Source organism: Pseudomonas sp. 14A (genome assembly GCF_018132745.1).
Lineage (GTDB): Bacteria > Pseudomonadota > Gammaproteobacteria > Pseudomonadales > Pseudomonadaceae > Aquipseudomonas > Aquipseudomonas mercuritolerans.
Genome location: NZ_JAGRQJ010000018.1, coordinates 813,304 through 836,011, shown reverse-complemented (window position 1 = coordinate 836,011; position 22,708 = coordinate 813,304). Strand labels below are relative to the sequence as shown.

Annotated in this window: 26 protein-coding genes; 16 read left to right on the top strand and 10 right to left on the bottom strand. The window is 59.6% G+C overall.

What is annotated here, in order from left to right:
* Window positions 1-367 precede the first annotated feature (367 nt).
* A complete protein-coding gene (locus tag PS14A_RS26430; RefSeq protein ID WP_130911552.1) occupies window positions 368-1,588 on the bottom strand; it encodes a CaiB/BaiF CoA-transferase family protein in 1,221 nt (406 codons plus the stop codon).
* 14 nt (window positions 1,589-1,602) lie between these two features.
* Window positions 1,603-2,784: an acyl-CoA dehydrogenase gene (locus tag PS14A_RS26425; protein ID WP_024015035.1), complete on the bottom strand. Its 1,182-nt coding sequence runs from the start codon at window positions 2,782-2,784 to the stop codon at window positions 1,603-1,605.
* 157 nt (window positions 2,785-2,941) lie between these two features.
* Between PS14A_RS26425 and PS14A_RS26420 the strand changes: the two genes are divergently transcribed.
* The 10 genes from PS14A_RS26420 to PS14A_RS26375 all read left to right on the top strand — a co-directional run bounded on the left by PS14A_RS26420 (window position 2,942) and on the right by PS14A_RS26375 (window position 12,794).
* Window positions 2,942-3,841: a LysR family transcriptional regulator gene (locus PS14A_RS26420; protein WP_212617584.1), complete on the top strand. Its 900-nt coding sequence runs from the start codon at window positions 2,942-2,944 to the stop codon at window positions 3,839-3,841.
* Window positions 3,842-4,275: 434 nt separating this feature from the next.
* The gene (locus tag PS14A_RS26415; protein ID WP_212617583.1) at window positions 4,276-5,397 is read left to right on the top strand and encodes a Re/Si-specific NAD(P)(+) transhydrogenase subunit alpha; all 1,122 of its coding nucleotides are present in this window, start codon (window positions 4,276-4,278) and stop codon (window positions 5,395-5,397) included.
* Between the two features lie 15 nt (window positions 5,398-5,412).
* A complete protein-coding gene (locus PS14A_RS26410) occupies window positions 5,413-5,733 on the top strand; it encodes an NAD(P) transhydrogenase subunit alpha (RefSeq protein WP_003220416.1) in 321 nt (106 codons plus the stop codon).
* Complete coding sequence (locus PS14A_RS26405; RefSeq protein ID WP_212617582.1) at window positions 5,733-7,166, top strand: NAD(P)(+) transhydrogenase (Re/Si-specific) subunit beta; 1,434 nt, start codon at window positions 5,733-5,735, stop codon at window positions 7,164-7,166. The genes PS14A_RS26410 and PS14A_RS26405 overlap by 1 nt, the downstream gene beginning before the upstream one ends.
* A gap of 214 nt (window positions 7,167-7,380) precedes the next feature.
* Entirely contained in the window at window positions 7,381-8,874 is a 1,494-nt protein-coding gene (locus PS14A_RS26400) for an acetyl-CoA hydrolase/transferase family protein (RefSeq protein WP_212617581.1), read from the top strand.
* A 321-nt stretch (window positions 8,875-9,195) separates the two neighbouring features.
* Window positions 9,196-9,411: a DUF1127 domain-containing protein gene (locus PS14A_RS26395; protein ID WP_007911656.1), complete on the top strand. Its 216-nt coding sequence runs from the start codon at window positions 9,196-9,198 to the stop codon at window positions 9,409-9,411.
* 333 nt (window positions 9,412-9,744) lie between these two features.
* Entirely contained in the window at window positions 9,745-10,062 is a 318-nt protein-coding gene (locus PS14A_RS26390; protein ID WP_016772298.1) for a DUF2388 domain-containing protein, read from the top strand.
* A 108-nt stretch (window positions 10,063-10,170) separates the two neighbouring features.
* Window positions 10,171-10,488 (top strand): DUF2388 domain-containing protein, encoded by a 318-nt coding sequence (locus PS14A_RS26385; protein ID WP_024015031.1) that lies wholly within the window; start codon window positions 10,171-10,173, stop codon window positions 10,486-10,488.
* Window positions 10,489-10,515: 27 nt separating this feature from the next.
* Window positions 10,516-10,836: a DUF2388 domain-containing protein gene (locus tag PS14A_RS26380; RefSeq protein WP_137214587.1), complete on the top strand. Its 321-nt coding sequence runs from the start codon at window positions 10,516-10,518 to the stop codon at window positions 10,834-10,836.
* Window positions 10,833-12,794: a DUF4105 domain-containing protein gene (locus PS14A_RS26375; RefSeq protein WP_212617580.1), complete on the top strand. Its 1,962-nt coding sequence runs from the start codon at window positions 10,833-10,835 to the stop codon at window positions 12,792-12,794. The genes PS14A_RS26380 and PS14A_RS26375 overlap by 4 nt, the downstream gene beginning before the upstream one ends.
* 58 nt (window positions 12,795-12,852) lie before the next feature.
* Here the strand turns inward: PS14A_RS26375 and trpA are convergent, their stop codons facing one another.
* Window positions 12,853-13,662: a tryptophan synthase subunit alpha gene (trpA, locus tag PS14A_RS26370; protein WP_212617579.1), complete on the bottom strand. Its 810-nt coding sequence runs from the start codon at window positions 13,660-13,662 to the stop codon at window positions 12,853-12,855.
* Complete coding sequence (gene trpB / locus PS14A_RS26365; RefSeq protein WP_212617578.1) at window positions 13,662-14,894, bottom strand: tryptophan synthase subunit beta; 1,233 nt, start codon at window positions 14,892-14,894, stop codon at window positions 13,662-13,664. Before trpB ends, trpA begins: the two co-directional genes overlap by 1 nt.
* A gap of 113 nt (window positions 14,895-15,007) precedes the next feature.
* Between trpB and PS14A_RS26360 the strand changes: the two genes are divergently transcribed.
* Window positions 15,008-15,925: a LysR family transcriptional regulator gene (locus PS14A_RS26360; protein ID WP_212617577.1), complete on the top strand. Its 918-nt coding sequence runs from the start codon at window positions 15,008-15,010 to the stop codon at window positions 15,923-15,925.
* Here the strand turns inward: PS14A_RS26360 and PS14A_RS26355 are convergent.
* On the bottom strand, window positions 15,898-16,224 hold the full coding sequence (locus PS14A_RS26355) for a DUF883 family protein (RefSeq protein ID WP_039757078.1): 327 nt from the start codon (window positions 16,222-16,224) through the stop codon (window positions 15,898-15,900). The two genes, PS14A_RS26360 and PS14A_RS26355, sit on opposite strands and share 28 nt — an antisense overlap.
* A gap of 166 nt (window positions 16,225-16,390) precedes the next feature.
* Between PS14A_RS26355 and PS14A_RS26350 the strand changes: the two genes are divergently transcribed.
* Both PS14A_RS26350 and PS14A_RS26345 read left to right on the top strand, forming a co-directional pair.
* Window positions 16,391-16,606 carry a dodecin gene (locus PS14A_RS26350; protein WP_130910985.1) on the top strand — a complete coding sequence of 72 codons (216 nt, stop codon included), beginning with the start codon at window positions 16,391-16,393 and terminating at the stop codon, window positions 16,604-16,606.
* 129 nt (window positions 16,607-16,735) lie between these two features.
* A complete protein-coding gene (locus PS14A_RS26345) occupies window positions 16,736-16,960 on the top strand; it encodes a DUF1161 domain-containing protein (protein ID WP_090288022.1) in 225 nt (74 codons plus the stop codon).
* A gap of 164 nt (window positions 16,961-17,124) precedes the next feature.
* Here PS14A_RS26345 and PS14A_RS26340 read toward each other — a convergent pair whose 3' ends face one another.
* A complete protein-coding gene (locus PS14A_RS26340; RefSeq protein WP_212617576.1) occupies window positions 17,125-18,126 on the bottom strand; it encodes an LLM class flavin-dependent oxidoreductase in 1,002 nt (333 codons plus the stop codon).
* Window positions 18,127-18,366: 240 nt separating this feature from the next.
* Between PS14A_RS26340 and PS14A_RS26335 the strand changes: the two genes are divergently transcribed.
* On the top strand, window positions 18,367-18,798 hold the full coding sequence (locus PS14A_RS26335) for an OsmC family protein (RefSeq protein WP_016772308.1): 432 nt from the start codon (window positions 18,367-18,369) through the stop codon (window positions 18,796-18,798).
* 240 nt (window positions 18,799-19,038) lie between these two features.
* Complete coding sequence (locus tag PS14A_RS26330; RefSeq protein ID WP_212617575.1) at window positions 19,039-19,278, top strand: DUF1161 domain-containing protein; 240 nt, start codon at window positions 19,039-19,041, stop codon at window positions 19,276-19,278.
* A gap of 4 nt (window positions 19,279-19,282) precedes the next feature.
* Here PS14A_RS26330 and PS14A_RS26325 read toward each other — a convergent pair whose 3' ends face one another.
* Together PS14A_RS26325 and PS14A_RS26320 are read right to left on the bottom strand one after the other, a co-directional pair.
* Window positions 19,283-19,702, bottom strand: a complete 420-nt coding sequence (locus tag PS14A_RS26325) for a hypothetical protein (RefSeq protein ID WP_212617574.1) — start codon at window positions 19,700-19,702, stop codon at window positions 19,283-19,285.
* Between the two features lie 40 nt (window positions 19,703-19,742).
* On the bottom strand, window positions 19,743-20,165 hold the full coding sequence (locus PS14A_RS26320; protein WP_125917044.1) for a hypothetical protein: 423 nt from the start codon (window positions 20,163-20,165) through the stop codon (window positions 19,743-19,745).
* 58 nt (window positions 20,166-20,223) lie between these two features.
* Here PS14A_RS26320 and PS14A_RS26315 point away from each other — a divergent pair, with 58 nt between their 5' ends.
* A complete protein-coding gene (locus tag PS14A_RS26315) occupies window positions 20,224-21,300 on the top strand; it encodes an aminopeptidase (RefSeq protein WP_212617573.1) in 1,077 nt (358 codons plus the stop codon).
* 99 nt (window positions 21,301-21,399) lie between these two features.
* On the opposite strand, the gene PS14A_RS26310 is transcribed toward PS14A_RS26315, so the two are convergent.
* Together PS14A_RS26310 and PS14A_RS26305 are read right to left on the bottom strand one after the other, a co-directional pair.
* Entirely contained in the window at window positions 21,400-22,050 is a 651-nt protein-coding gene (locus PS14A_RS26310; RefSeq protein ID WP_024015022.1) for an HAD family hydrolase, read from the bottom strand.
* Window positions 22,051-22,078: 28 nt separating this feature from the next.
* Complete coding sequence (locus PS14A_RS26305; protein WP_016772314.1) at window positions 22,079-22,624, bottom strand: gamma carbonic anhydrase family protein; 546 nt, start codon at window positions 22,622-22,624, stop codon at window positions 22,079-22,081.
* Window positions 22,625-22,708 lie beyond the last annotated feature (84 nt).

Below are 22,708 nucleotides of genomic sequence, written 5' to 3'. Positions count from 1 at the left end.
ACTTCAACCACTTGCGCTTCCGATCTCTCGTTAGCGGGAGGCGAATTCTACAGCGTTAATCGCTGCTGTCAACACCTCTTTTTCTCCGCTTTCGATCGAGAAGATCGAACCGTTAAAAAAGCTACACATCACTGCTCTTTCAACTCCTTCCAGGCTTCGATGATCTGAAGCAAGCCGCTGTCGAAAACTGCGTAACTCTTTGATTCTCAAGGAGTTTTCCGTTTCGACTGCGCCGGAAGTGGGGCGAATTATAGACCTCTGGAATCTGCCGTCAACCGTTAATTTCGCTTTTCTTTCAATAACTTGCGTATTGGTTAAAAAACATCCAATCAGATGAGAAAAGAGCTCCTTCTATATAGAAGAAGACTTAAAGGACGCCTTCCTCCTTCAACATAGCCACCGCACCTGCCCCCAGGCCCAGCACCCGCTGGAGAACCTCTAACGTGTGCTCACCTAATAAAGGAGGCGCATGACGATATTCAACGGGCGTCTCCGACAATCGAATCGGGCTGGCCACCTGAGGCACCATCCCCGCCAATGCATGAGGTAGCTCGATAGCCAGACCGCGCGCCTTCACCTGGGGATCTTCAAACACTTGCGACAAATCATTGATCGGCCCACAAGGCACGCCCGCATGCTCCAATTGAGCAACCCACTCGGCTGTCGTCTTGAAAACCGTCGCCTGGCGGATCAGTGGAATCAACACCGCGCGGTTCGCCACTCGCAGCTTGTTGGTCGCGAAGCGCGGATCATCCGCCCAGTGCGGCTGCCCGGCGACTTCGGCGAACTTGCGGAACTGCCCGTCATTGCCCACGGTGAGGATGAAGTCGCCATCCGCCGTAGGAAAGTCCTGATAAGGCACGATATTGGGATGGGCATTGCCCAGACGCTTTGGCGCATTGCCGGTGGTCAGGTAGTTCATCGCCTGGTTCGCCAGACATGCGACCTGTACATCCAGCAACGCCATATCAATGTGTTGGCCGCCACCGTCATGATCGCGATGCGCCAACGCCGCGAGAATCGCCACCGTCGAATACAGCCCGGTGAGAATATCCGTCAGCGCTACGCCCACTTTCACCGGGCCAGCACCTTCATCTCCTTCAGGTCGACCAGTCAGACTCATCAAGCCGCCGAGGCCCTGGATCATGAAGTCATACCCTGCCCGCTTGGCGTAAGGACCGGTCTGACCGAAGCCGGTGATAGAGCAATAGATCAGATTCGGGTTGAGCGCCTTCAGCGACTCATAGTCCAGGCCATAGGCCGCCAGACCGCCCACCTTGAAATTCTCGATGAGGATGTCCGACTTCGCCGCCAGGTCGCGCACCAGCTTCTGCCCTTCAGGACGGGTGAAGTCGATGGTCACCGATTGCTTGTTGCGGTTGGCCGACAGGTAATAAGCCGCTTCCGACGTGTTCTCGCCGTAAGCGTCTTTAAGAAAGGGCGGCCCCCACGCGCGAGTATCGTCACCATTGCCTGGCCGCTCGACCTTGATCACTTCGGCGCCAAGGTCGGCGAGGATTTGCCCAGCCCAAGGCCCGGCCAGTACTCGCGATAAATCCAGTACCCGCAGATGCGACAGCGCGCCCATGGTCCGCCCTCCTATTAATAGAACGCCTGCAGACCGGTTTGTGCACGCCCGAGGATCAGCGCGTGAACGTCATGGGTACCTTCATAGGTATTCACCACTTCCAGATTGACCAGGTGACGGGCCACACCGAACTCATCGGAGATGCCGTTACCACCGAGCATGTCGCGGGCCATCCGCGCGATATCCAGCGACTTGCCGCAGGAGTTGCGCTTCATGATCGAAGTGATTTCAACGGCGGCAGTGCCTTCATCCTTCATCCGACCCAAGCGCAGGCAGCCTTGCAGTGCCAGAGTGATTTCGGTCTGCATGTCGGCGAGTTTCTTCTGTACCAGCTGAGTTGCGGCCAGCGGACGACCGAACTGCTGACGATCCAGAGTGTATTGGCGCGCAGTGTGCCAGCAGAATTCGGCAGCGCCCAGCGCGCCCCAGGAAATGCCATAGCGTGCGGAATTGAGGCAGGTGAAAGGACCTTTCAGGCCACGGACATCCGGGAAAATGTTCTCTTCCGGCACGAACACGTTGTCCATGACGATCTCACCGGTGATCGAAGCGCGCAGGCCGACCTTGCCGTGAATCGCCGGAGCGCTCAGGCCTTTCCAGCCTTTCTCCAGAACGAAGCCACGGATGTCGCCAGCATCGTCCTTGGCCCAGACTACAAATACGTCAGCAATCGGGCTGTTGGTGATCCACATCTTCGCGCCAGTCAGGCTGTAGCCGCCGTCGACCTTGCGCGCCCGGCTAATCATCGCGCCCGGATCGGAACCGTGGTTCGGCTCGGTCAGACCGAAGCAACCGATCCATTCGCCGGAAGCCAGCTTCGGCAGATACTTCTGTTTCTGTGCTTCGGTACCGAATTCGTTGATCGGCACCATCACCAGCGAGGACTGCACACTCATCATCGAGCGATAGCCAGAGTCGACGCGCTCGACCTCGCGGGCAATCAGGCCGTAACTGACATAGTTCAGACCGCTGCCACCGTACTGCTCAGGAATGGTCGCGCCGAGCAGGCCGACTTCGCCCATCTCGCGGAAGATCGCCGGATCGGTCTTCTCATGACGGAAAGCTTCAAGTACACGCGGCGCCAGGCTCTGTTGAGCGAACTGCGCGGCGGTGTCGCGGATCATCCGCTCCTCTTCGGTGAGCTGTTGATCCAGCAGCAGGGGATCGATCCAATTGAAGCTAGCTTTACCGCCCATGAGTGTGCCCTCGCAATCTGGTGAATTAACGTGGCATTGATCCTAGGCGCGGTTCGCCATCGCGGCAAACGAGGATTTCGCATTCTGTTGTGCTAATTTCTCACTCCGAAACGTCGTGAATTGCTTTTTATGCGGCGCATTAGTGAGGTTGACGTACATGCGCAGGAAAATTCCCAGCACCGCTGCACTGATCAGCTTCGAAGCCGCCGCCCGCCATGAGAGCTTTACCCGGGCCGCTGAAGAGCTGTCGCTCACACAGGGTGCCATTTGCCGACAGATTGCCAGCCTCGAAGAGTTTCTCAGCGTGGAGCTGTTCCGACGCTCGCGGCGCGGAGTGAAACTGACCGAGGCGGGGCTTTCCTATAGCCGTCGGGTGGCGACTCAGCTTGATGCGGTGGAGCGCGACACCCTTTCCGTGATGGGCCAGCAGGGCACCAACGTTATCGAACTCGCCGTCGTCCCGACCTTCGGCACGCAATGGCTGCTGCCGCGACTCAAGGACTTTCAGCTCAAGCACCCGGAAGTGACCGTCAACCTGACCAACCGCACCCGGCCATTCCTGTTTGCCGATACCGAATTCGATGCCGCGATCTATTTCGGTGATGCCGATTGGTCGGGTACCGAATCCCACAGGTTGATGGGCGAGAATCCGATGCCGGTATGCAGCCCCGCCCTACTCGGCGATCGCAAGCAACTGACAGCGCAAGCCATCGCCGAGCTACCGCTGCTGCAGCAGACCACCCGACCTTACGCCTGGCGCCAATGGTTCAACTCGCAGCAACTGAATATTCCTCGCGACATGACAGGTCCACGCTACGAGCTATTCTCCATGCTTGCCCAGGCAGCCATGCACGACATGGGCGTCGCGCTGATTCCGCCGTTCCTGATCCAGCGCGAGCTGGCAGAGAAACGGCTGGTGATTGCCAACCCTCAAGCGCTCTCCAGCATCAAGGCCTATTACCTGATGATTCCCGAGCGAAAGGTCGAATCGGCATCGCTGAAGGCATTTCGCGACTGGCTGGTAAATCAAGCGCAAAGCTACAGCCTAGAAGAATAAAGGCTTTGCGTAATACTTAACCCCGTAGTCAGAAAAAACAAAGCCCTACAGATATAACTATTTGTCGCTTTTGCGCAGACTGTATCCGAAAGTCGTACAGACGTCCCACAAGCTGCCAAACACGTGGCTTTGAGCCTCTAATGGCGACTCATTAGTGCCTATTCACGCCACCGATGCGAATTTTTTTCAAATTCAGCCAGAATCCATGCAGGGCACGGCCTGCAAGGGGTTCAACTGGCCATCTGCGACATTCGGTCACGGCATGACTTGTAGTTAATTTTCCGTCACCCGTCATAATCCCTTGAAGGGCATAAAGTTCGCCTGCAAAATGCCGCGCCCCGCCCTGATTCGGCGGGATCGTGCTGATCGGCCGCCCCAGTCGCACCATCCGTAGTGCATGGGTTTACTCAATAAGATCACGCAGGAGATTTGACGTGCACATTGGTGTTCCCCTCGAAACCCAGACCGGTGAAACACGGGTTGCTGCAACCCCGGAAACCATCAAGAAGCTGATCAGCCAAGGCCATAAGGTCACTGTGCAAAGTGGCGCTGGCGTCAAAGCCAGTGCCGTCGACAGCGCCTATGAAGCGGCCGGCGCAAGCATTGGCAGCGCCAATGACGCGTTTGGCGCCGAGCTGATTCTCAAAGTGGTCGCGCCAAGCGATGCCGAACTGACGCTGATCAAGCGCGGTGCGGTGCTGGTGGGCATGCTCAACCCGTTCAACAACGAGACCATCGCGAAGATGGCCGAATGCGGCATTACCGCGTTCGCCCTCGAAGCGGCGCCGCGCACCTCGCGGGCGCAGAGTCTTGATGTGTTGTCGTCGCAGGCGAACATCGCCGGCTACAAAGCGGTGTTGCTGGCCGCTCACTATTACCCACGCTTCATGCCGATGCTGATGACTGCTGCGGGCACCGTGAAAGCGGCGCGGGTGCTGATTCTTGGCGCAGGCGTGGCCGGGTTGCAGGCGATTGCCACGGCGAAACGCCTGGGTGCGGTGATCGAGGCGTCCGACGTGCGCCCAGCGGTGAAGGAACAGATTGAATCCCTCGGCGCCAAGTTCGTCGACGTGCCCTACGAGACCGATGAAGAGCGCGAATGCGCCGTCGGTGTCGGCGGTTATGCGCGGCCGATGCCGGCGAGCTGGATGCAGCGCCAGGCTCAGGCGGTGCATGAGCGCGCCAAGCAGGCCGATATCGTCATTACCACCGCGCTGATTCCGGGCCGCAAGGCGCCGACACTGCTCAGCGCCGAGACCGTTGCGCAGATGAAGCCGGGCTCGGTGGTCATCGACCTCGCCGCCGCTCAGGGTGGCAACTGCCCGCTGACCGTGGCCGATCAGGTCGTTGTGGAAAACGGTGTGACCATCGTCGGCCCGACCAACCTCGCCGGTGAAGTCGCTGCCGACGCTTCGGCGCTGTACGCACGCAACCTGCTGGACTTCCTCAAGCTGGTGTTCACCAAGGAAGGCCAGTTCGACGTCAACCTCGAAGACGACATCGTCGCCGCGTGCCTGATGTGCCGCGACGGCCAAGTCATCCGCAAAAACGCCTAAGCAGGGATTCAGACGATGGAAGAGCTTATCTCCCCCGGTATCTACAACCTGATCATCTTCGTGCTGGCGATTTATGTCGGTTACCACGTGGTCTGGAACGTTACACCTGCGCTGCACACGCCGTTGATGGCGGTGACCAATGCCATTTCCGCGATCGTGATCGTCGGCGCCATGCTCGCCGCTGCGCTGACCGTCACGCCGCTGGGCAAGACCATGGGCACGCTGGCTGTGGCACTGGCGGCGGTCAATGTGTTTGGTGGCTTCCTGGTCACCCGCCGCATGCTTGAGATGTTCAAGAAGAAAGCCCCGAAAGCAAAAGAAGAGGCGCCGAAGTAATGAGCATGAATCTCGTCACGACGCTCTACCTGATCGCGTCGATCTGCTTTATCCAGGCCCTCAAAGGCCTGTCGCACCCGACCACTTCGCGGCGCGGCAACCTGTTCGGCATGCTCGGCATGGCGCTGGCAATCATCACCACGGTCGGCCTCATCTATAAGTTGGGCGCTGAACTGGCCACGGCTGGCATCGGTTATGTGATCGTTGGCTTGCTGGTCGGCGGCACCGCCGGTTCGATCATGGCCAAGCGCGTTGAAATGACCAAGATGCCGGAACTGGTAGCGTTCATGCACAGCATGATCGGCCTCGCGGCGGTGTTCATTGCCATTGCGGCGGTGGTCGAGCCGCAGTCGTTGGGTATCGTTAAACAGCTGGGCGATGCGATCCCGGCGGGCAACCGCCTGGAGCTGTTCCTCGGCGCTGCGATCGGTGCAATCACCTTCTCGGGTTCGGTAATCGCCTTCGGCAAGCTCTCGGGCAAATACAAGTTCCGCCTGTTCCAGGGCGCACCGGTACAGTTTGCCGGTCAGCACAAACTCAATGCGGTCCTGGGTCTGGCTACGCTGGTTCTCGGTCTGACCTTCATGTTCACAGGCAACCTTACGGCGTTCGCGCTGATGCTGGCGCTGGCGTTCGTGATGGGCGTGCTGATCATCATCCCGATCGGCGGCGCCGACATGCCGGTGGTGGTGTCGATGCTCAACAGCTATTCCGGCTGGGCGGCGGCGGGCATCGGTTTCTCGCTGAACAACTCGATGCTGATCATTGCCGGCTCGCTGGTGGGTTCGAGCGGTGCGATCCTCTCGTACATCATGTGCAAGGCGATGAACCGCTCCTTCTTTAATGTACTGCTCGGCGGTTTCGGCAATACGGCAGACGCAGGTCCTGCCGGTGCGCAGGAAGCACGTCCGGTGAAATCCGGCTCGGCTGATGACGCAACCTTCCTGCTGACCAACGCCGACACCGTGATCATCGTCCCGGGTTACGGCCTGGCAGTGGCCCGTGCCCAACACGCACTGAAGGAGCTGAGCGAGAAGCTGACCCATCGCGGCGTGACCGTGAAGTACGCGATCCACCCGGTAGCCGGTCGCATGCCTGGGCACATGAACGTCCTGCTCGCCGAGGCCGAAGTGCCTTACGATCAGGTATTCGAGATGGAAGACATCAACTCCGAGTTCGGCCAAGCCGACGTGGTGCTGGTGCTCGGTGCGAACGACGTGGTCAACCCGGCCGCGAAGAACGATCCGAAGTCGCCGATTGCCGGCATGCCGATTCTCGAAGCATTCAAGGCCAAGACCATCATCGTCAACAAGCGCTCGATGGCCAGCGGCTATGCCGGCCTGGACAACGAACTGTTCTATCTGGACAAGACCATGATGGTCTTCGGCGATGCGAAGAAAGTCATTGAAGACATGGTCAAAGCGGTCGAGTAATTCACCGCTGCAATAGCGAACGCCCCGACTTGTCGGGGCGTTTTTGTTTGCGCCAGACGCTGGACAATTTGCCGCGTTGTTGCAGATCCGGTAACGGTGTTTTACTGCAAACCCGCGAAATAGAGGCCTCGTTTGCGACCTTGGTAGCGGGACAGGCGCCGGCCAAATTCACTAGACTGCGCATCCTGCTACTCGTTGCCCGAGATAATAATCCATGTACCGTGACCGTATTCGCCTGCCTTCGTTGTTGGACAAAGTGATGAGCGCTGCCGACGCCGCTGCTCTGATTGAGGACGGCATGACCGTCGGCATGAGCGGTTTCACCCGCGCCGGCGAAGCCAAGGCCGTTCCCCGCGCACTGGCCGAGCGCGCCAAGGTCACGCCGCTGAAGATCAGCCTGATGACCGGCGCCAGCCTGGGCAACGACCTCGACAAGCAACTGACCGAGGCCGGCGTGCTGTCGCGGCGCATGCCGTTTCAGGTCGACAGCACGTTGCGCAAGGCCATCAACGCCGGCGAAGTGATGTTCATTGACCAGCATCTCTCGGAAACCGTAGAGCAACTGCGCAACCAACAGTTGAAGCTGCCGGACATCGCCGTCATCGAGGCAGTCGCCATCACTGAACAAGGCCATATCGTGCCGACCACTTCGGTGGGCAACTCGGCCAGCTTCGCGATCTTCGCTAAACAAGTGATCGTCGAGATCAACCTGGCCCACAACGCCAACCTCGAAGGCCTGCACGACATTTATATCCCGACGTACCGCCCGACGCGCACGCCAATCCCGCTGGTGAAAGTCGACGATCGCATCGGCAGCACGGCAATTCCGATTCCGCCTGAGAAGATCGTCGCGATTGTCATCACTCAGCAGTCGGACTCGCCGTCTACAGTGTCGGTACCGGACGTTGATACCAACGCTATCGCCGAACACCTGATCACCTTCTTCAAGCAGGAAGTTGCGGCCGGGCGCATGACCAACAAGCTCGGCCCGCTGCAGGCTGGCATTGGCAACATCGCCAACGCGGTGATGTGCGGCTTGATCGACTCACCGTTCGAAGACCTCACCATGTACTCGGAAGTGCTCCAGGATTCGACTTTCGACCTGATCGATGCCGGCAAGCTGAGCTTCGCCTCGGGCAGTTCGATCACCCTGTCCGAGCGGCGCAACAGCGACGTGTTCGGCAACCTGGAGAAGTACAAGGACAAACTGATTCTGCGGCCGCAGGAGATTTCCAATCACCCGGAAGTCGTGCGGCGGCTGGGTATTATCGGCATCAACACTGCGCTGGAATTCGACATCTACGGCAACGTCAACTCCACCCATGTCTGCGGCACGCGGATGATGAACGGCATCGGCGGCTCCGGCGACTTCGCGCGCAACGCGCATCTGGCGGTGTTCGTGACCAAATCGATCGCCAAGGGTGGCGCGATTTCCAGCGTGGTGCCGATGGTCAGCCACGTCGACCACACGGAGCATGATGTCGACATTCTGGTGACCGAGGTCGGGTTGGCCGATTTACGCGGCCTGGCGCCACGGGAGCGTGCGCGGGTGATCATCGACAACTGTGTGCACCCGGACTTCCGCCAGGCACTGAATGATTACTTCACCGCTGCCTGTGCAATTGGCGGGCACACCCCGCATATTCTGCGCGAAGCCTTGAGCTGGCATATGAATCTGGAAGAAACCGGGCGCATGCTGGCGGTGTGATTCACACAGATATACATCGACGCAAACACAGTTTTGCGTCGATGGATCTCCGCTAGTAGCAGAATCGTCGAAAACTGTACTGCTGTACCGGTGCTTTCCTACAGCAAAGTCCTACTCAATAGCTTAATTCCAGTCAAAATGCACCAATCGAGTGCGCACAGGTACAGTTTGCCCAATTTCGACCCGTACACCATCCGTAAACAGTTAACTGCTAGCTCACAATACAAATGAACTGTATCTACAGAGACTAGGCAAACGAGAGGATCATGGGCACCAGTCAAACCACTACCTGATCCCGCCACAAGCGGAAGGATGTCAACCATGGAACGTACACTCAGTTCCGAACTGTTCTTCGAAGACAAAGCTGTAAACACCCAGGCTTCCCTGCCTCTGCGCGTTATTGCCAACCTGATGTTGTGGCAGCGCCGCATCTCCAGCCGCCATCAACTGGCTCGTCTGGACTCGCGCCTGCTGGCCGACGCCGGTATCAGCGAAGCACAACGCTACGAAGAGCTGAGCAAGCCGTTCTGGCGCTAAGCAGCGTCGCTGGCTCTGGTCGTCAGACCCACCGCCAGCAACCCGAATTGCACAAGCAGAACCCGTCGTGGGCAACCACGACGGGTTTTGTCGTTTTAGAGGCCTTGAATGCTCTAAAACGCATATATGAACGAGTACAGGTACAATTTAAGAAATACTCGAATATACCGGTACAGTTATCCAGAACCTTTGAAGTATCACTGGCCACCACTGGGCGAACCGCATCTGGCAGCCTAATATCCATGCAGAACGTGGCGAACGTTGCGCAACAGGCGTCTGACTCCTCAGATACCGAGCCACCTCTCACTACGGTTTATCCAAAGGAGTTCCATCATGACCCGTCTTCGCCTGCTCAGTGCCGCCGCCCTGCTGGCCGTGGCTGCCAACGCCAGTGCTACCAGTTTCATCGTGACCACCGACTCGATCGTCGGCGCGCTGAAAGCCACTTCCGACGCCACTTCCGATGTGACCTCCTCGTTCCGTGACGACAAGATCGTCCTCGCCGCCCGCGACGATGCCGCCAGCTTCGTGGCCAGCGAAGGCGATATCCGTGGAGTGAAGCTGGAAAGCGCGCTCGATCACATCCGCCATCAGGCGCCCCAACTCAATGCCACCGATGCCCAATTGGCTCAGGCCATTCTGACCCTCTGATCGTTTGCGGTATTGCGGGACACGCCAGCCGTGTCCCGATGTTTCAACGCTGGCTCTGGCCCGGGCATTTGCGCTAGCCTTCAGGCTCGTTAACAGTTGTCGAGTCCCATGCGCTTTCTTCCAAACCTGCTCATCTCTTCTGCCTTGTTCAGCGCCTGCTGGGCGATGTCTGCCAATGCCTTCGATGCTTTCAATGCATCGACCCAAGGCACGGTTGTCAGCGGTTACGCGACCAGCATGGTGTCTTCTGCGCCGTTCGACCGTAAACTGCTGCTCGCCGCCCATGATGATGCGGCCGCCTTTGTTGCCAGTGACGGTGAATGGCGAGGCGCACGGCTGGAGTCCGCGCTGCATTACCTGCGCAAAACCCGGCCAAAACTTCATGCCAGCGACCTTGAACTGGCAGAGGCAATTCTCGTCCAATAGTTATCCTTGTCCTTCCGGAGTCGTTCCATGCGTAGCCCGCTGATTGCTGCCGCCCTTGGCCTGTTTGTGTTGGCCGATGTGGCCCAGGCGCACACCCTGGTAGCCACCAGTAACATCATCGTTCGTGCCTCCCAGCGCACCATCGATTTCACCTCCGATACCACCACCTCGATTCGCGATTCGAAAATCATCCGCGAAGCCCATGACGACGCCGCCAGTTTCGTCGCCAGCAACGGTGACATCCGTGGCGCGCACCTCGAAGCTGCTCTGAACACCCTGCGTAATCGTGTGCCGGAAGCGCGCGACGCCAGTGATCAGGTACTCGCCGAAGCCATCCTCGCACTGTGAGGTCCGTTGGCGCCTGGCTGCTGGCCGGGGCGTTGTTGCTGCTTGGCAACAGCGCCCACGCCGGCCTGCAATTGCGGCTCAAGATCGAAGGTCTGAGTCCGGCTCAACAACAGGCCAGTCAGGCGCTGATCGATGAGGCGATGGCGAAACTGCCGCCGAGCTTCATCGAGCGGCTGGATCGGCGCATCGACGTCGGCTGGACCGACGACATGCCTGCCAACGCTTATGGACAAGCGACGCTGGTGTCCGAGCTCGATCTGAATCGCAAGCTGCTCGCCGGCCTCACCGATGGCAGCGCGGCGAAAGAGAAAACCAATCGCCCCCACGGCACTGTGCGCCAGGAACTGCTGGCCACGGTGCTGCACGAAATTACCCACATCTACGATCGCGCGCGTTTATGGCCGAGCGCCGAGCGCACGTTGATCCAACGCTGCACCCGACGCTTCAACAGCGCCGGGCTGATCGGTATTCCCGATGAGTGTCGCGGGCAGAACGGTCGCCGCTTCACCATCAGCGACGACCCGCGCCTGCTCGATCTGGCCGGGTGGCAACAGTACGTCGGCCGCCGTGGCGAGCGTGAACAACACAACCGGCAGATCGCCCGCAGCCCGGACCTCTACGAAATTTCCAGTCCCAAGGAATTCGCCGCGGTCAACATGGAGTACTTCCTCCTCGACCCCAGCTACGCCTGCCGCCGCCCGGCGCTGTATCGCTACTACAAGGAACATTTCGGCTGGGCGCCGCCAGCGCAGGACACCTGCAGCAAGAGCTTCGCCTTTCTCAATGCGGGCAATGACTTCGCCAAGCAGCCTCTGGGGCAAGTCGATCCGGAACGGGTCTACGCGGTCGATTACCTGCTGGCCGAGGCCAATCAGAACTGGGTCAGCCGCTGGGGTCACAGCATGCTGCGCCTGGTGATCTGCGCCCCCGGTCGCCCGCGTGGCCCGGATTGCCGCCTCGACCTCGACCAGCACCTGGTGCTGTCCTATCGCGCCTTCGTTGGCGATGTACAGCTGTCGAGCTGGGACGGACTGGTCGGCAAATACCCGTCGCGGCTGTTCGTGTTGCCGCTGGCGCAAGTGATCGACGAATACACCAAGACCGAGCTGCGCAGCCTCGCTTCGGTGCCGCTGAAGCTGTCTCGCGAGGAAATCGAAGGCGTCGTCGAACATGCCGCCGAGATGCACTGGAGTTACGACGGCAACTATTTCTTCCTGTCCAACAACTGCGCGGTGGAAGGCTTGAAACTGTTGCGCAGCGGCAGCAATAACAGCCAGCTTGTCGGCCTCGACAGCATCATGCCCAACGGCTTGCTCGAAGTGCTCAAGGGCCGTGGTCTGGCCGACACCAGTGTGCTCGACGATCCGAAAGAAGCGCTGCGCCTGGGTTACCGCTTCGACTCGTTCCGTGACCGTTATCAAGCGATGTTCGATGTATTGAAGAAGCAACTGCCGATCAAGCAGACCACTGTCGAAGACTGGCTGTCACTCAGCGCTGAACAACGCCGCGAATGGTTCGACCGCGCCGACCTGCGCACCAGTGCCGCGCTGTTGCTGCTCGAGCAGGCGAGTTTCCGCCGGCAGTTGTTGCTGGCCCAGGACGAGGTCAAGCAACGCTACCTCGGCGCCCGCGAGCTGGAAAACGGCGGCATGGACAAGGCCAACGCGACCTTACAGCAGATCCTCGCCAACAGTGGCTTCCTCAGCCGTCCGGCGGAACTGCTCGACTCCAAAGGTTACGGACTGCCCCAGCCGAGCGAGTTTGGCCGACTGGAAGCGGAAAGCAGCCAGCGGCAGAAGAAGCTGCTGGCGCTGTCCGGCGACCTTGATACCGAAGTGCGCAAGCTGCTCGAACCCAAGCGCGCCGCCGAAATTGCCGCCAGCGAAGCCAACGTCAAGCAGATTGGCGAACACCTGCGCAAACTGCACAAGGCCTCGGGCGGACTGCAATTACCCTGAGCACCAAAAAAGGCTTCAGAACGCCTGTTCTGAAGCCTTTTTGTTTTCCCCTGCGGTCTTAGACGCGAGCCTTGCGCACACCTTGTGACAGCGCCGAACACAGACTCAACACGCCATCGATGGCCTGCTCAGGCGTATCGGCACTGGCGATGTGATCGATCAGCGCCGAGCCTACCACCACACCGTCAGCCAGACGCGCGATCGCCGCAGCCTGCTCCGGCGTACGGATGCCGAAACCGATGCTGATCGGCAGGTCGGTATGCCGACGCAGACGTGCAACCGCCGCTTCCACATGCTCCAGAGTCGCGGCACCGGCACCGGTGACACCGGCCACCGACACGTAATAGACAAAACCGGAACTGCCGTTGAGCACACGCGGCAGACGCGCGTCGTCGGTGGTCGGCGTGGTCAGGCGAATGAAATCCAGCCCGGCAGCCTGCGCCGGGTCGCACAGCTCTTCGTTGTGCTCTGGTGGCATATCAACCACGATCAGGCCGTCAACGCCAGCCTCTTTGGCTTCGGCGATGAAACGCTCGACGCCGAATTTGTGAATCGGGTTGAAATAGCCCATCAACACCAGCGGCGTGTCGCTATTGCCTTCACGGAATTCGCGAACCATTTGCAGGGTTTTCGCCAGATTCTGTTTGGCGCCCAGGGCGCGAATGTTGGCCAACTGGATTGCCGGGCCATCGGCCATCGGATCGGTGAACGGCATGCCCAGCTCGATCACATCGGCACCTGCGGCAGGCAGGCCTTTGAGGATCGCCAGCGAAGTGTCGTAGTCAGGATCACCGGCAGTGACAAAGGTCACCAGCGCCGCGCGGTTCTGTTGCTTGAGGTCGGCAAAGCGGGTTTGCAGGCGGCTCATCAGTGTTTCTCCTGCTGCGACTGTTGCATATGGTGCATCACGGTTTGCATGTCCTTGTCGCCACGGCCCGAGAGGTTCACTACCATCAGGTGATCCTTCGGCAGCTTTGGTGCGCGTTTGAACACTTCGGCCAGAGCGTGGGCGCTTTCCAGGGCAGGAATGATCCCTTCCAGACGGCAGCATTTGTGGAACGCCTCAAGGGCTTCGTCGTCGGTCACCGAGGTGTACTGGACGCGGCCGATGTCATGCAACCAGGCGTGTTCAGGGCCGATGCCCGGATAGTCGAGGCCGGCGGAAATCGAGTGGGCGTCGATGATCTGCCCATCGTCGTCCTGTAGCAGGAAGGTGCGGTTACCGTGCAGCACGCCCGGCACCCCGCCGTTGAGGCTGGCCGCGTGCTTGCCGGTTTCGATGCCGTAGCCGGCGGCTTCAACACCGATGATCTCAACGCTCTTGTCGTCGAGGAACGGGTGGAACAGGCCCATGGCGTTGGAACCGCCACCGATGCACGCCACCAGACTGTCCGGCAGACGACCTTCCTGAGCCTGCAACTGATCGCGGGTTTCCTTGCCGATGACGGCCTGGAAGTCGCGGACCATTGCTGGATAAGGGTGCGGGCCGGCCACGGTGCCGATCAGGTAGAAGGTGTTGTCGACGTTGGTCACCCAATCACGCAGGGCTTCGTTCATCGCATCTTTGAGTGTGCCTGTACCGGCGACAACCGGGATCACTTCAGCGCCGAGTAGCTTCATGCGGAAGACGTTGGCCTGCTGACGTTCGATGTCGGTGGTGCCCATGTAGATCACGCAGTCCAGCCCGAAACGCGCAGCGACGGTGGCAGTAGCCACGCCGTGCATACCGGCGCCGGTCTCGGCGATGATGCGCTTCTTGCCCATGCGCCGCGCCAGCAGGATCTGGCCGATGCAGTTGTTGATCTTGTGCGCGCCGGTGTGGTTCAGCTCTTCACGCTTGAGGTAGATCTTCGCGCCACCGCAGAACTCGGTCAGGCGTTCGGCGAAATACAGCGGGCTCGGACGTCCGACGTAGTCACGCTGGAAGTAGGACAATTCTTCTTTGAAGGCCGGATCTTCCTTGGCCGCTTCGTATTCGCGGGCCAGATCGAGGATCAACGGCATCAGGGTTTCCGCTACATAACGGCCACCGAACGCACCGAACAGGCCGTTGGCGTCAGGGCCGTTACGCAGATCAGAGGTGTTCGAAGTCTGGGTCATGGGTCGCTCCAGGTGAATTCGGTGAGAAGACAATGACGACCACTCTACCCCTGACTTTCCAGGCTGAAAACCGATATGATCGCCATAACCTGTCAGGAAAACTCACAGATACCATGAGCCACTACCTTCCCCCGCTGAATGCCTTGCGCGCCTTCGAGGCCACCGCCCGTCTGAACAGCGTCAGTCAGGCTGCCGAACAGCTGCACGTGACCCATGGTGCTGTCAGCCGCCAGCTCAAGGTGCTTGAAGAACAGCTCGGCGTGAGCCTGTTCGTCAAGGAAGGGCGCGGCTTGAAACTCACAGATGCCGGCGTGCGTCTGCGCGATGCCAGCGCTGAGGCGTTCGATCGGTTGCGCAGTGTTTGCGCCGAACTTACGCAAAGCACAGCGGATGCGCCGTTCGTGCTGGGTTGTTCGGGGAGTCTGCTGGCGCGCTGGTTCATTCCGCGTCTGGGGCGGCTGAATGTCGATCTGCCGGATTTGCGTTTGCACCTGTCTGCCGGTGAAGGCGATCTCGATCCCCGACGCCCGGGACTCGATGCGCTGTTGCTGTTCGCCGAACCACCGTGGCCGGCCGATATGCAGGTCTATGAACTGGCGGCGGAACGCATCGGCCCGGTGATGAGCCCGTTGTTCAGCGGTTATCAGAACCTGCACGACGCTCCTGCCGCAAAATTGCTCGACCAGCCCTTGCTGCACACCACCTCTCGCCCACAAGCCTGGCCCAGCTGGGCGCAGCAAAACCACCTCGATCCCAAGATGTTGAAGCTCGGGCAAGGTTTTGAGCATTTGTATTATTTGCTGGAGGCAGCGGTAGCTGGGCTTGGCGTAGCGATCGCGCCGGAGCCGCTGGTGACCGAAGATCTGAAGGCGGGTCGCCTGATTGCGCCGTGGGGCTTCTGCGAAACCCCGGCGCAACTGGCGTTGTGGCTACCCAAGCGCGCCGCAGACGGACGCGCCCGGCAACTGGCGCAATGGCTCAAGAACGAGCTGCGCCAGACTGATCACTCACCGCGCTTGAACAAAAAGTAGGCGGCGAGCAGACCGATTGCACCGACAGCCACGCCGGCTGTGGTCCATGGGTGTTCCTGCGCGTAGTCACGAGTGGCGATGCCGGTCTCGCGGGTTTTCACTTTGACTTCTTCGTACGCGTCGCTGAGCAGATGACGGGAATGTTTCAGCGCACTTTCGGCATTGCTTTTCAGCGCCTTGAGGGTCTTGCGCGACTCGTCCGAAGCATCGTCTTTCAAGCTTTCCAACGATTTGAGCAGACTCTCGATCTCGGCTTCCATGCTTTGCAACGAGGCTTTACGTAAAGAGGTGTTGGCCATGGTGGCTCTCCTGCATTGGTGATGAGTGGCGTGTGTTGGTTGGGACTTCAGCATGTCGAGAAAGTGCAGAAATTCTGAACTTCGGCAGCGCAGCGGCGCCGAAATCATCAGTGCAATTGCCTGCTAGGCTCAATTTCACACGCCATTCCAACCCAAGGAGAACGCCATGAGTGACCATCACACGTACAAGAAAGTCGAGCTGGTCGGCTCGTCCACTAACAGCATCGAAGACGCCATCAACAATGCACTGGCCGAGGCCAACAAAACCCTGCGCAATCTGGAATGGTTTGAAGTGACCGAAACCCGTGGCCACATCGAAAACGGCCAGGTGGCGCACTTTCAGGTCACGCTGAAAGTCGGCTTCAAGATTGCCGCCAGCTGAGTTTGAGCTAGTCTTCTGAACTTGCGCGCTGGCCGAGTGCCATAGGGAATGGCAAAGCGCTACAAGGTGAGCGCATCGGGTGGATGACTCGATGCCCGCCTCTTTCAATCCGACCAGGGAGTGCGACCGATGAAGAAGTTCATGTTGGCAGTAGGTTTGTTGAGCCTTGCGGGTGGTGCGTTTGCAGCCGGCAAGCCCTGTGAAGAGCTGAAAAGCGAAATCGCCGCGAAGCTCGACGCCAAAGGCGTTTCCGGTTATTCGCTGGAGGTTGTCGACAAAGGTGCGGCGGCTGACGCCAAAGTGGTTGGCACCTGCGAAGGCGGCAGCAAGGAAATCGTCTACAAACGCGGTTGATTGCGCCTGAAGTAAAAAAGCCGACGTGGATGCGTCGGCTTTTTTGTGGACGATGATTTTCCGGGTAGGAGCTGCGGCACGCTGCGATCTCTTGATCTTGATTTCAAATCAAGATCAAGAGATCGCAGCCTCGTTTTACTCGACAGCTCCTACAAGGGTTCGCGTTATCCCTTCATGACTTGCGCAAGCAGTTCGTAGGAATGGATGCGATCGGCATGTTCGTAAAGATCACTGGTGAAAATCAGCTCGTCCGCCTGGGTCTGCTCGATCAGCACCTCAAGCTTGGCGCGGATCTTCTGCGGGCCGCCGACCATGGCGAGGCCGAGGAAATCGCCCACCGCTTCACGTTCATGGGGCAGCCACAGACCGTCCATGGTTTTCACCGGCGGACGCTGCACCAGGCTCTGGCCACGCATCAACGCAAGAATGCGCTGGTACACCGACGTCGCCAGGTAATCGGCTTGCTCATCGGTATCCGCTGCCACCAGCGGCACGCCGAGCATCACGTACGGCTTGTCGAGCACCGCCGACGGTTTGAAGTGATTGCGGTAGATGCGGATCGCCTCGTGCATGAAGCGCGGCGCGAAGTGCGAGGCGAAGGCGTAAGGCAAGCCGCGCTCACCCGCCAATTGCGCACTGAACAGGCTTGAGCCGAGCAGCCAGATCGGCACGTTGGTGCCGGTGCCGGGCATGGCGATCACCCGTTGTTCCGGTGTGCGCGGGCCGAGGTAGCGCATCAGTTCGGCAACGTCTTCAGGGAAGTCGTCAGCGCTGCCCGAGCGCTCACGGCGCAAGGCGCGGGCGGTCATCTGGTCCGAGCCGGGTGCGCGGCCCAGGCCCAGGTCGATTCGTCCCGGGTACAGGCTCTCGAGGGTGCCGAACTGCTCGGCGATCACCAACGGCGCATGGTTGGGCAGCATTACGCCGCCGGAACCGACGCGGATCGTCGACGTGCCCCCGGCCAGATAGCCGAGCAACACCGAAGTGGCCGAACTGGCGATGCCGTCCATGTTGTGGTGTTCGGCGACCCAGAAGCGCGTGTAGCCGAATTTCTCGACATGCTGCGCCAGGTCCAGCGAGTTGCGCAGCGATTGCGCCGCGCTGCCGTTTTCGCGCACCGGCACCAGATCGAGGGTGGAAAATTTTACGTCGGACAGTTTTTTCATGAACCTGCATCTCCGGGTGGGGAGGCAGGTTTTTCTTGCGAGCGAAAACCTGCCAAATCCATAAGCGTGTTTTATGGAATGAGGGCATATACCCGAGATTCAATAGCAGCGACGAAATTTCCTACTAAAAAAGTCAACGATTCAGCCAGGCTGAACTTTGTTCCGCCGTCTATCCTCAGAAGCCTTGCTAGTAAAAACCGCGACGGCGCGGCGTTCCGCGCCACATTTGAGGAGGCAGACATGGCTATCGTGAAAAAGGCATCGGCGCATTGGGAAGGCGATCTGAAAACCGGTCTCGGCTCGATCTCCACCGAAACCGGCGTACTGCGCGAAGCACCTTACGGCTTCAAGGCGCGCTTTGAAGGCGGCAAGGGTACCAACCCGGAAGAACTGATCGGCGCGGCCCACGCCGGCTGCTTCTCCATGGCGTTTTCGATGATTCTCGGCGATGCCGGCCTGAAGGCAGACAGCATCGACACCAACGCCGAAGTCACCCTCGATCAGGTTGACGGCGGCTTCGCGATCACTGCGGTGAAACTGATTCTCAAGGCGAAGATCCCGGGCGCAACTCAGCAGCAGTTTGAAGAGTTGAGCAACAAGGCCAAGGAAGGGTGCCCGGTTTCCAAGGTGCTGAATGCGAAGATCACTCTCGAGGCTTCGCTGGTCAGCTGATTGGGCGTTTGCCGGGCTGACGCCTTCGCGAGCAGGCTCGCTCCCACAGGGGATTTGTGCACGTCGCAGATCCAGTGTGGGAGCGAGCCTGCTCGCGAAGGCAGTCTCGAAACCTGCTCAGCGACCGGCAATTAATACAAGGTGTGAGCAAAGTCAGAACCCGCTCCGCAGAATTGTGGTCGAATAATCGACAGCAGCTTCAGCGCACACCCGTGCGCGCTGCCTCAAGGAGCTTCATCGATGAAACGTATTGGCTTGGCGATCCTTTGCAGTGCACTGGCCACGTCCGCTTTCGCAGCCCCGAAGGACTGCGAAGAGCTCAGAAAGGAAATCGAAAGAAATATTCAGGCGAAGGCAATTCCCTCGTACACCCTGGAAATCATCACGGCGGAAGAAGCGAAGCAGCACGACTCAGCCATGATCGTCGGCACTTGCGAGAACGGTACCAAGCGAATCATCTACCAGAAAAACGACAGCTGAAGCGCTAGATGATGCAGTGGAACTCGCGGTCTTCAGCAACGATCTCGCGCTTGGCATTGTACAAACGCGCGCTCGGCGTGAATGCCAGCGAGCGGCCTTCCAGCAGATAACGCTGGCCGGCCTCGAAGTGGTCGTAGCGAATGGTCAGGTAGCATAAGCGCTCCACCGGGCCGGTGAGCAGACTGCCACCGCCGCCGAACACTTCGAAGTCGAAACGCACCCGCAATTCATGGCTACCGGGCGTCACCTGGAAGTAACGCCCGTCGTCCAAGCGCTGGTTGTCGAGACGCTCGGCCATCAGCAACTTGCCGCCTGGGCTTGGCGTGGAGAAGTCGACCCAGGCCATGTGCGGGTCAACCGGTGGCAATGGCGTCTGGCAACCGGCGACCAGACCGACAACGAGCAACAGCAGCAAGGTACGCATGATGGATATCCGCAGATTCGAATAGCCAGCATAGCGCCGATCAACTGCTCTGGCAGCCCGCCGGTGTGCCCTGGCCGACGACCTTGCGCTGTTCATCATAAAGCTTGGCCCACGGCCGGAAGCCGATGCTGCCCGCCTGCAACTGATAGCGCTGGCCGGCGTTGAAATCCTTGAATTTCACGCTCATCTGGCAATCGCGCCACAGCGGTTCGGCATTCGGGCCGATATTGGTGGCCTCGACCGGGAATTGATAGCGCACCTTCAGCTCATGGCTGCCGGGCTGCACTTCGAAATAACGTTTGTCGATGGCCTGGGTGGCATCGACTTGTACGGCTTGCAGCGCCGTGTCGTGTTGGCGGGCGTCGAGATCGATCCAGGCTTGCGAGGGGTCGGGGTCGGGCATTCCGAATCCGGCACAACCGGCCAGCGTCAGCAGGCCTCCTGTCAGCATCAACATGCGCATAGCGGTGCTCCTTGAGGCGGGATAGTCTTGGGGCGGACTTTCCGGGGAATTTCTTATTTTGATCAGGCCGTTTACCAGCCTTGGGTTACTTGATCGCGTTTTTCCGATTTTGTTTCCGGGTGTGTTGTTTTTGTTGCTCAACGGTTGCACCAGCGTCAGCTACTACAGCCAGTTGGCCAGCGGCCAACTGCAATTGCTGCGCGCACGGGAGCCGGTGGAGAAAGTCATTGCCGACCCGAATCGCGACGCCAGATTGCGCTCGCATTTGGCTCAATCGCAGAAGGCTCGCACGTTCGCCAGCGAGCATCTGCACCTGCCGGACAACCAAAGCTATCGTCTCTACGCCGACATCGGCCGGCCGTTCGTGGTGTGGAACGTGTTCGCCACCGCAGAGTTTTCCCTCACCCCGCAGAATCACTGCTTCCCGATTGCCGGCTGCGTGGCCTATCGCGGCTACTACAGCCAGAGCGCCGCCCGTGGCGAAGCGGCGCTTCAACGCTTGCAGGGTATGGATGTGTCGATCGGCGGGGTCGAGGCGTACTCGACCCTTGGCTGGTTCAATGACCCGATCCTCAATTCGATGATGGGCTGGGACGACGAACGACTGGCCACGCTGATCTTTCATGAACTGGCGCACCAGAAGTTCTATGTGAAGGACGACACCGAGTTCAACGAGTCATTTGCCACGTTTGTCGAGCAGGAAGGTACGCGGCAATGGCGCGCGTTTCGCGGGCTGCCGGCGGAGTCGGATGCCAGGCTCAAGCAGCGTGACCAGTTCATTGGTCTGGTGCTCGACACGCGTTCACGACTGGAGAAGCTCTATGCGCAGCCGCTGTCCGCCGAGCAGATGCGAGAGCGCAAAGCGGCGGAATTCGAGCGCTTGCGCCGGGAGTATCGGCTAATGCGCGACACTCAGTGGGCCGGGGACAAACGCTATGACGCCTGGGTCAATGCGCCGCTGAACAATGCGCGGTTGTTGCCGTTCGGGCTGTATGACCAGTGGGTGCCGGCGTTTGCGGCGGTGTTCAGGCAAGTAGATGGGGATTGGATGAGGTTTTACGCCGAGGTTGAGCGGTTGGGACGGTTGCCGGTTGATGAGCGTAAGGCGGCGCTGGAAGCGCTGGCCCAGTCCTAAGGAACTCGGAGGCATAACGGCCCTTTCGCGAGCAGGCTCGCTCCCACAGAGGCAGCGAGATCCAATGTGGGAGCGAGCCTGCTCGCGAAGGCTATTTCATCAGCGCTGCAAAAACGCCTGATGCAACTCGTCCAAGGTTTCAAAGTGATAAGCCGGCGCCTCGGCATTCAACTCTTCAAAACTGCCAAACCCATAGCCCACCGCCGCTGCATCGAGACCATTGCTGCGCGCGCCGATCAGGTCGTGCTTGCGATCGCCGATCATCAGGGTCTGTGCCGGGTCCAGGCGTTCTTCCTCAAGCAAGTGCGCAATCAGCTCAACTTTGTTGGTTCGCGTGCCGTCCAGCTCGCTGCCGTAGATCACCTTGAAGTGGCGGGCGAAGTCGAAGTGCCGGGCGATCTCGCGGGCGAACACCCACGGCTTGGAGGTGGCGATGTACAACTGCCGCCCCTGCCCGCTCAAGGTTTCCAGCAGCGGCGTGACCCCGTCGAACACCCGATTCTCGTAGAGGCCGGTAACCTTGAAGCGCTCGCGATAGAAATTCACCGCTTCCCAGGCCTTGGCCTCGTCGAAGTCGTAGAACTGCATGAACGCTTGCAGCAGCGGCGGGCCGATGAAGTGTTCCAGTTTGCTCAGGTCCGGCTCGTCGATGCCGAGATTGGCCAGAGCAAATTGAATTGAGCGGGTGATGCCCTCACGCGGGTCGGTCAGGGTGCCATCGAGGTCGAACAGTACGGTCTGGTAATGCATGGAAATTCCCGAGCAGGTGTAGGGCGATTCAGAGCTGGTCGTAGCCTTCGGCCAGATGCAGGTCCTTGAGCTTGACGTAGTTCGCCGCGCTGTACGTAAAGAAGGCGTTTTCCTTGTCGGTCAGCGGGCGCACTTGCTTGACCGGGCTGCCGACATACAGGAAGCCGCTCTGCAGGCGCTTGCCCGGCGGCACCAGGCTGCCGGCGCCGATGATCACATCGTCTTCCACCACGGCACCGTCCATGACGATGCTGCCCATGCCGATCAACACGCGGCTGCCAACGGTGCAGCCGTGCAGCATGACCTTGTGGGCGATGGTTACGTCATCGCCGATCAGCAAGGGAAAGCCGTCCGGGTTGAACGGGCCGGCGTGGGTGATGTGCAGCACGCAGCCGTCCTGCACGCTGGTGCGCGCACCGATGCGGATGCGGTGCATGTCGCCACGGATCACCGTCAGCGGCCAGACCGAGCTGTCTGCGCCAATTTCGACGTCGCCGATCACCACCGCCGAACCGTCGACGAATGCGCCGTTGCTCAGGCGGGGGGTGTGATTCTGGTATTTGCGAAGGGACACGATTAGTTCTCTCTCTGTCGCCGATAGCTGCGGTGAGTGTCGATTGTAATTAAGATGGGCGCATGTTTCTTCCAGCCAAGGTGC

What these genes read in the sequence shown, in the direction of transcription:
- PS14A_RS26430 (WP_130911552.1), bottom strand. Translation starts at nt 1,588, where the DNA reads ATGGGCGCGCTGTCGCATCTGCGGGTACTGGATTTATCGCGAGTACTG.
- PS14A_RS26425 (WP_024015035.1), bottom strand. Translation starts at nt 2,784, where the DNA reads ATGGGCGGTAAAGCTAGCTTCAATTGGATCGATCCCCTGCTGCTGGAT.
- PS14A_RS26420 (WP_212617584.1), top strand. Translation starts at nt 2,942, where the DNA reads ATGCGCAGGAAAATTCCCAGCACCGCTGCACTGATCAGCTTCGAAGCC.
- PS14A_RS26410 (WP_003220416.1), top strand. Translation starts at nt 5,413, where the DNA reads ATGGAAGAGCTTATCTCCCCCGGTATCTACAACCTGATCATCTTCGTG.
- PS14A_RS26405 (WP_212617582.1), top strand. Translation starts at nt 5,733, where the DNA reads ATGAGCATGAATCTCGTCACGACGCTCTACCTGATCGCGTCGATCTGC.
- PS14A_RS26400 (WP_212617581.1), top strand. Translation starts at nt 7,381, where the DNA reads ATGTACCGTGACCGTATTCGCCTGCCTTCGTTGTTGGACAAAGTGATG.
- PS14A_RS26395 (WP_007911656.1), top strand. Translation starts at nt 9,196, where the DNA reads ATGGAACGTACACTCAGTTCCGAACTGTTCTTCGAAGACAAAGCTGTA.
- PS14A_RS26390 (WP_016772298.1), top strand. Translation starts at nt 9,745, where the DNA reads ATGACCCGTCTTCGCCTGCTCAGTGCCGCCGCCCTGCTGGCCGTGGCT.
- PS14A_RS26385 (WP_024015031.1), top strand. Translation starts at nt 10,171, where the DNA reads ATGCGCTTTCTTCCAAACCTGCTCATCTCTTCTGCCTTGTTCAGCGCC.
- PS14A_RS26380 (WP_137214587.1), top strand. Translation starts at nt 10,516, where the DNA reads ATGCGTAGCCCGCTGATTGCTGCCGCCCTTGGCCTGTTTGTGTTGGCC.
- trpA (WP_212617579.1), bottom strand. Translation starts at nt 13,662, where the DNA reads ATGAGCCGCCTGCAAACCCGCTTTGCCGACCTCAAGCAACAGAACCGC.
- trpB (WP_212617578.1), bottom strand. Translation starts at nt 14,894, where the DNA reads ATGACCCAGACTTCGAACACCTCTGATCTGCGTAACGGCCCTGACGCC.
- PS14A_RS26360 (WP_212617577.1), top strand. Translation starts at nt 15,008, where the DNA reads ATGAGCCACTACCTTCCCCCGCTGAATGCCTTGCGCGCCTTCGAGGCC.
- PS14A_RS26355 (WP_039757078.1), bottom strand. Translation starts at nt 16,224, where the DNA reads ATGGCCAACACCTCTTTACGTAAAGCCTCGTTGCAAAGCATGGAAGCC.
- PS14A_RS26350 (WP_130910985.1), top strand. Translation starts at nt 16,391, where the DNA reads ATGAGTGACCATCACACGTACAAGAAAGTCGAGCTGGTCGGCTCGTCC.
- PS14A_RS26345 (WP_090288022.1), top strand. Translation starts at nt 16,736, where the DNA reads ATGAAGAAGTTCATGTTGGCAGTAGGTTTGTTGAGCCTTGCGGGTGGT.
- PS14A_RS26340 (WP_212617576.1), bottom strand. Translation starts at nt 18,126, where the DNA reads ATGAAAAAACTGTCCGACGTAAAATTTTCCACCCTCGATCTGGTGCCG.
- PS14A_RS26335 (WP_016772308.1), top strand. Translation starts at nt 18,367, where the DNA reads ATGGCTATCGTGAAAAAGGCATCGGCGCATTGGGAAGGCGATCTGAAA.
- PS14A_RS26330 (WP_212617575.1), top strand. Translation starts at nt 19,039, where the DNA reads ATGAAACGTATTGGCTTGGCGATCCTTTGCAGTGCACTGGCCACGTCC.
- PS14A_RS26325 (WP_212617574.1), bottom strand. Translation starts at nt 19,702, where the DNA reads ATGCGTACCTTGCTGCTGTTGCTCGTTGTCGGTCTGGTCGCCGGTTGC.
- PS14A_RS26320 (WP_125917044.1), bottom strand. Translation starts at nt 20,165, where the DNA reads ATGCGCATGTTGATGCTGACAGGAGGCCTGCTGACGCTGGCCGGTTGT.
- PS14A_RS26310 (WP_024015022.1), bottom strand. Translation starts at nt 22,050, where the DNA reads ATGCATTACCAGACCGTACTGTTCGACCTCGATGGCACCCTGACCGAC.